A 12,663-nucleotide genomic window follows, 5' to 3' on the forward strand; every position below is an offset into this window, starting at 1 on the left:
TATTTTACTATATAAATATATAATGATGTTTATAAACATACAATCAAAGGATGATACATGCAAGATTTTATTACAAAGTATAATCAAAATGCACAAAATAGGGAGCTTGAAAATATACCGCCATTACCACTTACTGCAAGTGATGTAGAATCTGTTATTTCAATTTTAGAGAGTGCTTCGCAAGAATATAAGGATTTTGCTAAGGAGTTGCTTATTCATCGTGTTAATCCTGGAGTTGATGATGCAGCAAAAATTAAGGCAGAGTTTTTGGGCAAAATTGCGTTAGGTAAAACAAATATTCAAAATATCACTTCTGTAGAAGCGGTTAAGTATCTTGGTACTATGCTTGGTGGTTATAACATTCCCTATCTTATAGAGGCATTGCAATCACAGACTAAAGAAGTAGCAGAGCAAGCAGCTACTATGTTGAAAAATACGCTTTTGATTTATGATCATTTTGATACCATTGCTAAGCTTTCTGCAAGTTTGCCTTTAGCTAAGGAGGTTATTCAGTCTTGGGCAGATGCAGAATGGTTTTTAAATAAAAAAGCATTAGATGAAAAAATTACTCTTTGCGCATTAAAAATTGATGGAGAAACTAATACTGATGATTTATCTCCTGCAAGTGATGCATTTACACGAAGCGATATTCCTTTGCATGCTAAAGCGATGTTAAAAAATAGAGTACCTAATTATGAAGAGAGGATTCAAAATATTAAATCTAAAAATATTCCTGTAGCATATGTGGGGGATGTTGTTGGTACAGGTAGTTCTAGAAAATCTGCATGTAACTCTATTATGTGGCATTTTGGTGATGAAATTCCTTATATTCCTAACAAAAAAACTGGTGGTGTTGTTATTGGAGGTGTGATTGCTCCGATATTTTTTAATACTTGTGAGGATAGTGGTTCTCTTCCTATTGTTGCTGATGTTTCACAAATTTTAGAAGGAGATATTATTGAGGTTTATCCTTATGAGGGTGTAATTAAAAAAGATGGAAAGGAAATTGCAAAATTTAATCTTACCCCAAATACTATTTTTGATGAAATGCGCGCTGGTGGGAGAATTCCATTAATCATTGGACGCAAACTTACAAATAGAGCACGCGCATTTTTAAATCTTCCAGAATCAGAAGTTTTTACAAAACCATTAAATCCAAAAAATCAAGCAAAAGGTTATAGTCTTGCACAAAAAATTGTAGGGAAGGCTTGCGGTGTAGAGGGGGTTTTACCGGGTACATATTGTGAACCAAAGGCCACTACTGTAGGGAGTCAAGATACTACGGGTGCGATGACAAGAGATGAGATTAAAGAACTTGCTAGTCTTTCTTTTAGCTCAGAATTTGTAATGCAAAGTTTTTGCCATACTGCAGCATATCCAAAACCTTCAGATGTAAGTCTTCAGGCTACATTACCGGATTTTATTACCTCAAGAGGCGGTGTAGCATTGCGTCCAAAAGATGGTGTTATTCATTCATGGCTTAATCGATTCTGTCTTCCTGATACATTAGGGACAGGTGGAGATAGTCATACAAGATTCCCTATTGGTATTAGCTTTCCTGCAGGAAGCGGTCTTGTGGCTTTTGCTGCAGTTACTGGTAGCATGCCACTCAATATGCCAGAATCTGTCTTGGTGAGATTTAAGGGTAAACTTAATGCTGGTATTACACTTAGAGATTTGGTAAATGCTATTCCTTATTATGCAATCAAGCAGGGGTTGCTTACTGTAGAAAAGAAAGGTAAGAAAAATATTTTTAATGGAAGGATTTTAGAAATTGAAGGCTTGGAAAATATTAAAGTAGAGCAGGCTTTTGAATTGAGTGATGCAAGTGCAGAAAGAAGTGCAGCTGCATGTGCTATCAAGCTTGCTAAAGAACCTATTATTGAATATTTGCAAAGTAATATTGCCTTGATTGATAAAATGATTAAGGAAGGATATGGTAATGTCACAACTTTGCAAAATCGCTCTAATGCTATGAAAGAGTGGATTAAAAATCCTGTGCTATTGGAAGCAGATCAAGATGCACAATATGCTGCAGTAATTGAAATTGATTTGGCAGATATAAAAGAGCCGATTTTAGCATGTCCAAATGATCCTGATGATGTAGCAACATTATCAGAAATTCTTGCTAATCCTAATCGTCCTCATAAAATTGATGAAGTATTTATTGGTAGTTGTATGACAAATATTGGACATTTTAGAGCATTTGGTGAAATTGTAAAAGGTGCAGGTGCTAGTCCTACACAGGTTTGGATAGCTCCACCTACAAAAATGGACGAAAAGAAACTTACTCAGGAAGGGTATTTATCTTTATTTGGTGCAGCAGGCGCTAGAATGGAAATTCCAGGTTGCAGTCTTTGCATGGGAAATCAAGCAAGGGTTAGGGATAATGCAATAGTATTTTCTACATCTACAAGGAATTTTGATAATAGAATGGGTAAAGGAGCACAAGTATATTTAGGAAGTGCGGAACTTGGTGCAGTTTGTGCACTTTTGGGTAAAATTCCAACACCTCAAGAATATTTTGATAATGTGGTACAAAAATTAGAGAATAAAAAAGATGAAATTTATACTTATTTAAATTTTGATCAGTTGCCAAATTTCAATATTTAATAAAGGATTTTGATGGAGATACTCAAGCAAAGCTTCGGGATTTATGAGACAAATTGTTATATTATTAAAAAAGATGGTAAGGAGTGGGGGATTGATCCTGGGGTAGGGGCTTTGGAGTGGATTGAAAAAGAATGTAAGAATCTACAGGGAATTTTGCTTACACATGGGCATTTTGATCATATTTTTGATGTTGCAAAACTCAAAAAGAAGTTTCCTGATGTGCTTGTGTATTGCCCTATGCTTGATGCTTTTATGTTGGAGAGTGATTGTTTTAATACAGGCATTACTCCTTGTACTCCTGATGTTTTGATTCCTTGCTGTAAAGATGAGCAAGAAGTAGAAGTTCATGGCTTAAAATTTTATTTTAATCATTTACCTGGACATACTCCTGGATGTTCTATTATTATGTTAGAAGATTGTATCTTTAGTGGGGACTTTGTTTTTAGGCGAAGTATTGGAAGATATGATTTTCCTTATTCAAGTGCAACAGATATGAAAGAATCTTTACAGAGATTTCGAGAAATAGAAAGTCAAAAAGATAAAATTATTTATCCTGGACATGGAGAAAACACTCTGCTTTTTGCAGAACAAGAAAATGTAAAATTTTGGCTACAGAGAATGTAGCCTTAAATGAAAAAATTAAAAAACAACCGTCTTGTTACCATAGACAAAAATACGATCCTGTAATGCTAGATCTATAGCTTTTGCAAAAACGATTTTTTCAATATTGCGTCCTGCTTTTTGCATGTCTTTCCAAGTATAACTATGGTCGATACTGATTATATCTTGTGCAATAATTGGCCCTTCATCAAGATTATCATTGACAAAATGTGCCGTTGCTCCAATAAGTTTTACACCTCTTTGGTAGGCTTGTTTATAAGGATTTGCACCGATAAAGGCAGGTAAAAAACTATGATGGATATTGATAATTTTTTGCTGATACTTTTCTACAAAAGATGGAGATAGAATCCTCATATATTTTGCAAGTACGAGATAATCAGCATTATATGTTTCACAAGCTTTTAGAATTTTTTCTTCATGCTCTTTACGAGAGAGATTTTCATGAGAAATATGGATAAAATTAATATTAAACTTTTTGACTAGATCCCCTAAAACTTCATAATTGCTAATTACCGCGGCAATATTTACATTAAGCTCACCGCTCTCATAGCGTAACAATAAATCTCCCAAGCAATGATTTTCTTTAGTGCAAAAAATAATGATTGTTTTTTTTGTTTGTGGGATAATATTTATTTGTGCTTGTGTGGGGAGGGTAGTTTGTAATTTTTTTAGAATTTCAGGCGCATTAAGATTTCCGCTTACCTCTGTTCTCATAAAAAAAATATTTTGTTCTTTATCGACAAATTCATCATTTTTTTCTATATTGAGCTTAGATTCAAAAAGAATTTGTGAAACTTTAAAAATTAATCCCTGCATATCAGGAGACATAATTAAAAGGGTATGATTATTTGTGTTTGTTACTTTCAAGATATTCCTTTTTTTAATTGTAATGATTTAATAAATTTGATAAGTAAAGTTTTTTAGTAAAAATTGCGTGCTAGAATTTAAAAACTTTTCCAAATAATCATCAAACTTATTTTTTTCCAACCATACAGGATCTTGTACTTGTGAAAGATCTTTGAGAGCATTGATTGCATCATCCATTGATCCGACTTCGTCAATAAGGCCAAGTTTTTGTGCATTTTTTGCACTAAAGATTTTACCTTCAGCAAATTTTTTGTAATTTGAAATAGAGAGTTTGCGTGCTTCTGCTACATCAGAGATAAACATGCGATATTCTTCTTGGATGAGATTATTGAGAAATTCTTTTTCTTGTGGGGTCCATTTTCGCATCGGTGTTCCAACTTCTTTGTATTCTCCTGCACTAATACTCTGGGTGCTAATACCGATTTTTTGCATCAAATTTTCTACATTCATGCTACTAAAAATAACGCCAATTGAGCCAATTAAAGCTCCGCGATTAGCAAAAATTTTGCTCGCATGCATTCCGCCATAATAACTTCCACTTGCCATCACTCCTTGCACATAGGCAACAACAGGAATTTTAAGATTGAGTTCTTTGATAAGATCGCTAATCTCTACACTAGCTCCGACTGCACCACCTGGAGAGTTGATAAGAAGTAAAACTCCCTTAATGTTTGGATTTGCATCGATTTTTTTAATTTGCTCATAAATACTATTAGAATCCATAATAGGACCATTGAGATAGATTTTTGCAAGATTAATATTTTTGTCTATTGCATACTCATTGTTAAAATTTGCAAAAATTAGTGCTAGGATAAGAAAAAAAATACAAGCCTTAAAATATTTTGTAATAAATGCAAAGGGTGCAATGAAGATTTTGATAATCGTTTTCAATTTTATTCCTTAAAGTAAAGTTTTTTGGAATTTTTATAATTTTAGCATAAAGTTTAATGATTGCTCTTTGAAGAAAGAAAAATATTATTGCTTTTATTTTATAATTTTCGCAAAATAAAAAAGGAAAAACATGCAAAAATTAACACAAGAAGAAGCACGCATTATTTTAGAAAAAGGCACAGAACCACCATTTAGTGGAGAATATGATCGATTTTTTGAAGAGGGGATTTATGTGTGCAGACAATGTGAAAATCCTCTTTTTAGTTCAGAATCAAAGTTTAAATCAGGTTGTGGATGGCCGAGTTTTGAGGATTGTATAGAAGGTGGTGTAAAAGAAAGTTTAGATGCTGATGGTAGGCGCATTGAAATTACTTGTGCTAATTGTGGAGGGCATTTAGGACATGTTTTTAGAGGTGAGGGTTATACGGATAAAGATACAAGACATTGTGTAAACTCTCTTTCTATTAGATTCAAAAAACAAAATGCTTAATCTTTATAGGGATAAAAAAACTTTAGATTTAAGATGTGTGACGCATTTTAAAATAGATTCTGCAATTTTGATGGAAAATGCTGGAAACTCTTTGCGGCTTCTTGTTGAAGAGTTAGCGCCTTTAGGAAGTGTGGTATTAATTGTGTGTGGTGGGGGAGATAATGGTGGGGACGGTTATGTTTTAGCACGACAGTTGATGGAAAAATATTGTGTGAAAGTTTTTCTTGCTAAAGAGCCAAAAAGTGAGCTTTGCAAGTTACAATATCAGCGTATTTTAGCACTTGGTGTGGAGGTTGTTTCAGAATTTTTTCCTTGTGATATACTGGTAGATTGTTTTATTGGTAGTGGCTTAAAATTACCATTAGATTCAAAAACCAAAGAAATTATTTTGAAAATGTCTAAGATAGGGCATATAAAAATTGCTTGTGATTTGCCAAGTGGAATTACGCTTGATGGAAATGGTGAGGTGGTGTTTCAAGCAGATTATACAATGGCGATGGGAGGTTTAAATTACGCGCTTTTTAGCGATTATGCTAAAGATTATGTTGGTGAAATAAAAATAGGGAATCTTGGGCTTTGTTCTTTGGATTATGCACAAGATTCTTGTATAAAACTTTTAGAAAAAAGTGATTGGCAATTGCCTTTTAGAAAAAAACAAAATACACATAAGGGTGATTATGGTTTTTTGAGCGTGTATGCAGGAAATAAAAATGGTGCAGGAAACTTAAGTGCACTTGCTGGACTGAGAATTGGTGCAGGGTGCGTAGGAGTTTTTGGAAATTTATATCCTTATTCTTTAGAGCTTATATATGAGAAAGAGATTTCAATAAAAACTAGTGCATTTTGTATTGGTATGGGAATGGGAGAGGAGATTCCAAAAAATTTTATAGAATTTTTAGCAAAAAATACTGATATTCCTTGTGTATTAGATGCGGATATTTTGCGTAAAAAAGAGGTGGTAGAAATTTTAAAAAATCACTCGCATTTAGTTTTAACACCGCATTGTGGAGAATTTTTGAGCTTATGGGAAAATTGTGGTTTTACACCTTTAAAAAAACAGGAGTTTTTAGAAAATAAATTACAATATTTAATGGAATTTTGTGCAAAATATCCGCATGTTGTGGTAGTGTTAAAGGGTGCAAATACTTTGATTGCGCAATCCCAACAAATCTATGTCAATGCTTTTGGTAATGTTTCTTTGGCAAAAGCAGGGAGTGGAGATGTACTTTGTGGTATTATTGGTGGACTACTTGCACAAGGAGTAAATACGTTACAAGCGGCAATACAAGGGAGTTTGACACATAGCTTTTGCGCGTGGGAATTTAAGAATTATAATTATGCGCTTACTCCTTTAGATCTTATAGAAAATATAAAAAAACTTCATTAGTTTAAATTTTTTTGATTTATAGGGAATGAATGTCAATTTTTTGTTAATTTTTTATAAAAATGATGTTGTTATAATTTTGATATTTCATAGGAGTATTTGTGCAAGAAACAACATCAAATTATTTTCAAAGAAAAATTTCTTCTTTGGTGCAGCGTCGACTTTTTAAATTTTCTCTTTTTTCTACAACTGCAACGACAATTTTAGGTGGAATTATCATCGCTCCTTCTTTACCGCAATTACAAAATCATTTTATTTCTGTGCCACATATTGAATTTTTATCACGTTTAGTGGTGACTTTTCCTGCTTTGTTTGTTGTAATCTTTGCACCCATTTCAGGAATCTTGTTAGATAAGTATAAAAAAGTAAAGATTTTGATTTTTTGTATGTTGCTTTGGGCGATTTCTGGGGCTAGTGGTTTTTTCTTGAATGATATTTATTTAATTTTATTTTCGCGTGCTTTTTTTGGAATTGCTACGGCATTTATTATGACAGGTGCTACGAGTTTGATTGCTGAATATTATGTGGGAAATGAAAGACAAAAGGCTCTATCTTTGCAAGGTTTTGCTACGGCTTGTGGGAGTGCTATTTTTATTAGTATTGGTGGATTTTTGGCAAATTTGGATTGGCGTTATCCATTTCTGGTATATTTGCTAGGAATCCCTTTGGCTTTTCTTGCAGGATTGATGCTTTTTGAACCGCGCGTGCCAAAGATAGCCACAAAAAAATATAGTGATTATAATCATCAGGAAAAAACCCCTGTTTTTAAACTTATTTTTGTGTATTTAATGGCCTTTCTTGGTTTTGTAGTTTATTATATTTCACCAACACAAATTCCATTTTTTATTACGCATAATTTACATAAAAGTAGTGATCTTATTGGAATTTCTATGTCAGCTTCAGCTATTGCTTATGGTTTTTCTTCCCTTTCTTATTCTTTTTTTAGGAGTTATTTTAAGATTTCTCAGCTTTATGGCTTGGCATGTTTTTTAATGGGAATGTGTTTTTTATTATTGTATATTTTTCATAGTTATGCAATTTTATTTGTAGCATTGGTATTTTTAGGGATGGGCGGGGGAATTTTATTTGTCAATAATAATTCTTTTTTGCTTTCTTTTGTGCCAGCATCTAGTCGTGCTAAGGCATTGGGCGGATTAAGTTCTATTGTATTTTTAGGTCAATTTTTATCTCCAGTTTTTTCACAGATTATTGTGCAATCTTTCGGGATTATTACTTTATTTTTATGTGTTTTTATCTTGCTTTTTATTTTAGGGGTTTTATTTTGGGGGTTTTATTTCTCCCCAAAGGGGAGGAGAGGTTAAAATTTATAGGTAATTTGCACAAATGCGTGGCTTCTATCTTGCTTGGAATTTTTGGTAAGCTTAGGAGCGCCATCTGGTCCATGCGTACCATAGCCAAGTTCATACCCCGTCTTATCACCAACAAGAAATCCTTTGTGTAGTGTAACTTGCTGCCATTCAACTTTAAACCAAATGCTTATATTTTTATTGATATTGTAATAAATATTAAGCGGAACAGCTTCTTCGTCTGCACGGATAGAGCGAGTAATTCTTCCTAAAATATCCCAGCTAACTTTTCCATGATTTGCACCAAGGAATAAATAACCCGTTTTTGCATCTTTTGAAATTGCATTTGTTAAAGCACCCCAATCATAAGCAGTATTAGTCCAGAAATCCCAGTGGGCACCAAGTGCTGCATTTCCATAAGTACCTATATGGGCATTAGCATTACCAAAATTTTGATACCAACCCCCACCAAATTTCCAATTATTATAATTAAATTCTTGATCAATAGAAATAGTTTGACCATTTTTTCCAGCTTGATGCATATAGCGCCAATCTTTTAAACCATTGGCAATATGAAAAGGTGCCATAAAAATAATTTTAGTAATTGAGTTAAAACCTTCTCCTTTAAAATTTTTATTGCTTGTATAGCTCATCTCTAGCATAGGAGCAACATAAAAATCTGTATTAAAATAAATAAAAGGTGAAATATAGAATCCAGAATCAAAACTATAAGACGGTTTAAATGCATGGGTTCCATAGTAGGTATTGCCATGCATTTTTGGTTGATAAAAATCATACATCCATTGTGTATAGGCAAATGCTCTACCATAAGAGCTAAACCACCAGAGATTTAGGCCTTTATAGTTGTAATCAAATTCAAAACCTTGTGTGTACCCGCTATGAAATTGTGCTTTGGAGCGATAGCGACCTACTTTGGTGCTAAAGCTATGATCACCTTTTTTGATAATATATTCCAAATATAAATTATAAAGCACAAAATTTTGATTAATATAAGCATTTGCTACAATAGAATTACCACCTCCTTCTTTTCCAAAGAAATAATTTTGAAATCTTGGGTCAAGGGTAATATCCTTCATTGCATCAAAAATCACCCCTCCAGCGCGTCCCCCAATAGATCCTGTAAGACTATGACCCTTATCTTTTTGTTCTTGCGATAAAAAATCAAAGTCAATTTGTGCGGCTGCACTTACCGCTCCCCATGTATCTGTTGGATAGAGATTTTGTTCAAAATTTACACGCTTTTGATTAAAACCTACTTTTGAAAAAAATTCTACATCACCAGATGCTTTAAATTCAATTGCATGAAGACTGCTGCCTAATAATGCAAAAAGAGCCAAATTTTTAAAATTATCCTTCATTATTATTCCTTGTTGCCTTATAAATATGGAATATCACGATATTTTGATATATGACTTCCTTAGTAAGGATAATAACAATCATTTACTTTTTATTAGCTTTTTATTAGCTTTTTATTAGCTTTTTTTATAGTTAGTGTGTATTTTTTACACACTTTTAAGCATAGAATTCTTTATAAAATACAATGTTCAATAACTGCCATGCGGATTAAAACACCATTATTTACCTGATCTAAAACCTTACAACGTTCATCTTTTAGAACCTCATCATCTAGATCGATATTGTGATGCACAGGGCCAGGATGTAAAATAATAATGTCTTGATTTGCAATAAGATCTTTTGTGACACAAAAATCTTTTGCATAATCTTTCAAAGATCCATAAATTTGATAATTATGTCTTTCTGTTTGCGTACGTAGACTAATAAGAATATCAAGATTTTTAACACTTTCTTTAAGATTATGTGAGGTTTGTAATGTGGTATAGGGCAAAAAATGTGGCGGGGCAATTAGCATAATATCTAAGCCAAAACGCGTGAGTAGTTCAATATTGCTATTTGCCACGCGAGAATTTTTAATATCTCCTACAATGCCAACTTTTTTACCTTTAATATTACCTTTGAAATGATTAAAAATTGTGAGTAGATCAAGGAGAGCTTGTGTGGGATGTGCATGTGCACCATCACCTCCATTAATAATAGGACAATCAATATAGCGCGCTAAATGTTCTCCTGCACCAGCATTTTTATGCCTAATAATGATGGCATGTGGATTCATGGCATTGAGATTTGCTGCGGTATCTGCAATCGTTTCTCCCTTGCTTGTAGAACTTTTTGAGACATCAAGACGAATAACTTTAGCACCTAGGTTTTTTGCAGCAATTTCAAAGCTACTTAGTGTGCGTGTGGAGTTTTCAAAGAAGGCTGTGATAATAGTTTTGCCTTCCAGAGTTTTTTCAGGTGTTTTATCGCGATAATGATTAGCTTTTTCTAAAATTTTATGAATGGTAGGGATATCCAAATCGCTTGTTTTGATGAAATGTTGCATATTATCTCCACTCTTGTAGAATTTTGTTATTATTTTAGCTTAAAAAATATCGAAAAGAGCGGCAGAGTTGTCTAGGATTTTTTGTTACATTTTGATTATTTTTGTTTTTTGTGGTTGCAGCACTATTTTTGTTAGTGATGATGATATTGATATTCTTTCAGAGAAAAAAGTCCAAGCAAGCCGCAAGGGTGAGATTATTAAAGATAAAAAAAATTATATGAATATGATTGTCACACATCTTAATGAAGTAAGTCAGAGTGCATATAACAATCGAGAGTATTTTTTTGTAGAAATTTTTCAAGAAGAGGAAGATAGGGATTTTTCTTTGATTGAATACACGTTAAATGGGAATACTCCTTTATGGATTCGTGAGATAAAATCAGATGAATTTGATGAAATTATCAAACCTAGCAACAAGTGGAGTAAATGTTATTTATTGGCTTTTAAAAGTATAGCAAATTTAGAATCAAGAGATATAGTGTTAAATGCAAAGGTTGTATCTTATGGGACTATGACTTTTGATTTTAGCTTCAAAACTTTACCGCAGCAGTTTTAATGCGATTAGATAAATTTATAGCTCAAGAATTTTCTCTTAGTCGAGAAAAGGCTAGTATGCTTATTAAAAAAGGTAAGGTAAAAATTAATACAAAAGTAATTTTTAAACCTTCTTTTGAAGTAGGTGATAAAGATGATGTGGAGTTGCAAGAGAGATTTATTTTTGTTAGTCGTGCAGGGGAAAAACTTTATAATTTCTTAGGAGATATAAGGCTAGATGGCAAAAAAATTATTGATGTAGGATCAAGCACGGGGGGATTTAGTCAGGTTTGTTTGCTTTTGGGGGCTTGTGAGGTGCATTGTGTGGATGTGGGCGATAATCAATTAGATATTAGCTTAAGAAAAGATTCTAGAATCAAAGTTTTTGAAAAATGCGATATTAGAGATTTTAAAAAGCAATGTGATTATGATTTGTTAGTATGTGATTTGAGTTTTATTAGTATTGAAAAGATTTTTATGTCCTTAAGATCTTTGAGTAAAGAGATGATTTTGCTTTTTAAACCACAATTTGAAGTCGGGAGAAATGTTAAGCGTAATAAAAAAGGTGTGGTAATGGATGATATTGCGATTAAAAATGCATTAGAATCCTTTAAAAAATATCTTTTGTTGCAAGAATATGAGATTTTAAAAGAGTGTAAATCTACACTTAAGGGAAAGGCGGGTAATGAAGAATTTTTCTTCCATATTAAGCGAAAAGATTGAAGAGTTAGCAATTGGTAAATTTGATGGTATGCATTTAGCACATCAAAGAATTTTGGAAAAATTAGGTAAAAATGCGGGTGTTTTAGTGATTGCTCATAATAAAAATGAATATCTATGTAGTCCTGATTTGAAAAAAAAACTTATTAGGTATGAGATTTTTGAGTTGTTATTAGATGAAATTCGTGGATTTAGCGGGGAGGATTTTGTTAGGTTTTTGAAAAAAAAATTTCCTAAATTGAAGCGTTTAGTAGTGGGTTATGATTTTTATTTTGGCAAAAATAGAGCTTGTGATTGCTATGATTTACAAAGTTTTTTTGAAGGTAGTGTAGAAATTGTTCCTGAAATTTTATACAATGGATTTTCTGTGCATGCACAAAAGATTCAAGAAATTCTTAAAGAAACTGGAGATATAAGGTTTGTAAATACGCTATTGGGACGGATATATCAAGTTGAAGGGAAGATTATCAAGGGACAAGGAATTGGTAAAAAAATGCTTTATCCTACATTAAATCTTGATGTACAAGGGTATGTATTGCCAAAATCTGGTGTATATGCATGTTTTTTGGGAGAAAAAAAAGTTTTTTGTGCGACTTTTATTGGTACAAGAAGCACGGATTCTTGTTTTAGTGTTGAGGTGCATGTGTTAGGAGAATTTAAGAAAGAATATCAAGAAACAGGGTATATAGATTTATATTTTGTAGATCGTGTAAGAGATATCAAGCATTTTGCAAATTTATATGATCTTAAAAAACAAATTACTCAAGATATACAAAGTGTCAAAAATATATTAAAATCTATTTTTTAGTTTTTT

Annotated in this window: 12 protein-coding genes; 8 read left to right on the forward strand and 4 right to left on the reverse strand. The window is 32.6% G+C overall.

Features of this window, described 5'->3' with window-relative positions:
- Positions 1-57 precede the first annotated feature (57 nt).
- Both acnB and LW133_RS02785 read left to right on the forward strand, forming a co-directional pair.
- Positions 58-2,613, forward strand: a complete 2,556-nt coding sequence (acnB, locus tag LW133_RS02780; RefSeq protein ID WP_233076202.1) for a bifunctional aconitate hydratase 2/2-methylisocitrate dehydratase — start codon at positions 58-60, stop codon at positions 2,611-2,613.
- A gap of 12 nt (positions 2,614-2,625) precedes the next feature.
- On the forward strand, positions 2,626-3,237 hold the full coding sequence (locus tag LW133_RS02785) for an MBL fold metallo-hydrolase (RefSeq protein ID WP_233076209.1): 612 nt from the start codon (positions 2,626-2,628) through the stop codon (positions 3,235-3,237).
- Positions 3,238-3,252: 15 nt separating this feature from the next.
- Here LW133_RS02785 and purU read toward each other — a convergent pair whose 3' ends face one another.
- Both purU and sppA read right to left on the reverse strand, forming a co-directional pair.
- Complete coding sequence (gene purU, locus LW133_RS02790; RefSeq protein ID WP_233077002.1) at positions 3,253-4,062, reverse strand: formyltetrahydrofolate deformylase; 810 nt, start codon at positions 4,060-4,062, stop codon at positions 3,253-3,255.
- Between the two features lie 66 nt (positions 4,063-4,128).
- On the reverse strand, positions 4,129-4,992 hold the full coding sequence (sppA, locus tag LW133_RS02795) for a signal peptide peptidase SppA (RefSeq protein WP_233076211.1): 864 nt from the start codon (positions 4,990-4,992) through the stop codon (positions 4,129-4,131).
- 130 nt (positions 4,993-5,122) lie between these two features.
- On the opposite strand from sppA, the gene LW133_RS02800 reads away from it, so the two are divergent.
- From LW133_RS02800 to LW133_RS02810, 3 genes are all read left to right on the forward strand, one after another.
- Positions 5,123-5,482 (forward strand): methionine-R-sulfoxide reductase, encoded by a 360-nt coding sequence (locus LW133_RS02800; RefSeq protein WP_233037135.1) that lies wholly within the window; start codon positions 5,123-5,125, stop codon positions 5,480-5,482.
- Positions 5,475-6,869: an NAD(P)H-hydrate dehydratase gene (locus LW133_RS02805; protein ID WP_269843725.1), complete on the forward strand. Its 1,395-nt coding sequence runs from the start codon at positions 5,475-5,477 to the stop codon at positions 6,867-6,869. Before LW133_RS02800 ends, LW133_RS02805 begins: the two co-directional genes overlap by 8 nt.
- Before the next feature lie 98 nt (positions 6,870-6,967).
- Positions 6,968-8,188 (forward strand): MFS transporter, encoded by a 1,221-nt coding sequence (locus tag LW133_RS02810; protein ID WP_233076213.1) that lies wholly within the window; start codon positions 6,968-6,970, stop codon positions 8,186-8,188.
- Here the strand turns inward: LW133_RS02810 and LW133_RS02815 are convergent.
- Positions 8,185-9,552: an outer membrane family protein gene (locus LW133_RS02815; protein WP_233076214.1), complete on the reverse strand. Its 1,368-nt coding sequence runs from the start codon at positions 9,550-9,552 to the stop codon at positions 8,185-8,187. The genes LW133_RS02810 and LW133_RS02815 overlap by 4 nt on opposite strands.
- Positions 9,553-9,722: 170 nt before the next feature.
- Entirely contained in the window at positions 9,723-10,595 is an 873-nt protein-coding gene (locus LW133_RS02820; RefSeq protein ID WP_233076215.1) for an aspartate carbamoyltransferase catalytic subunit, read from the reverse strand.
- A gap of 91 nt (positions 10,596-10,686) precedes the next feature.
- Here LW133_RS02820 and LW133_RS02825 point away from each other — a divergent pair, with 91 nt between their 5' ends.
- From LW133_RS02825 to LW133_RS02835, 3 genes are read left to right on the forward strand one after another with little or no spacing between them, the layout of a single operon-like run.
- Positions 10,687-11,151: a hypothetical protein gene (locus LW133_RS02825; RefSeq protein WP_233076216.1), complete on the forward strand. Its 465-nt coding sequence runs from the start codon at positions 10,687-10,689 to the stop codon at positions 11,149-11,151.
- Positions 11,151-11,852, forward strand: a complete 702-nt coding sequence (tlyA, locus tag LW133_RS02830; RefSeq protein ID WP_233076217.1) for a 23S rRNA (cytidine-2'-O)-methyltransferase TlyA — start codon at positions 11,151-11,153, stop codon at positions 11,850-11,852. Before LW133_RS02825 ends, tlyA begins: the two co-directional genes overlap by 1 nt.
- Positions 11,815-12,657 (forward strand): bifunctional riboflavin kinase/FAD synthetase, encoded by an 843-nt coding sequence (locus LW133_RS02835; protein ID WP_233076219.1) that lies wholly within the window; start codon positions 11,815-11,817, stop codon positions 12,655-12,657. The genes tlyA and LW133_RS02835 overlap by 38 nt, the downstream gene beginning before the upstream one ends.
- Positions 12,658-12,663 lie beyond the last annotated feature (6 nt).

Origin of the sequence: Helicobacter anatolicus, from assembly GCF_021300615.1 — a bacterium.
Taxonomy (GTDB): domain Bacteria; phylum Campylobacterota; class Campylobacteria; order Campylobacterales; family Helicobacteraceae; genus Helicobacter_H; species Helicobacter_H anatolicus.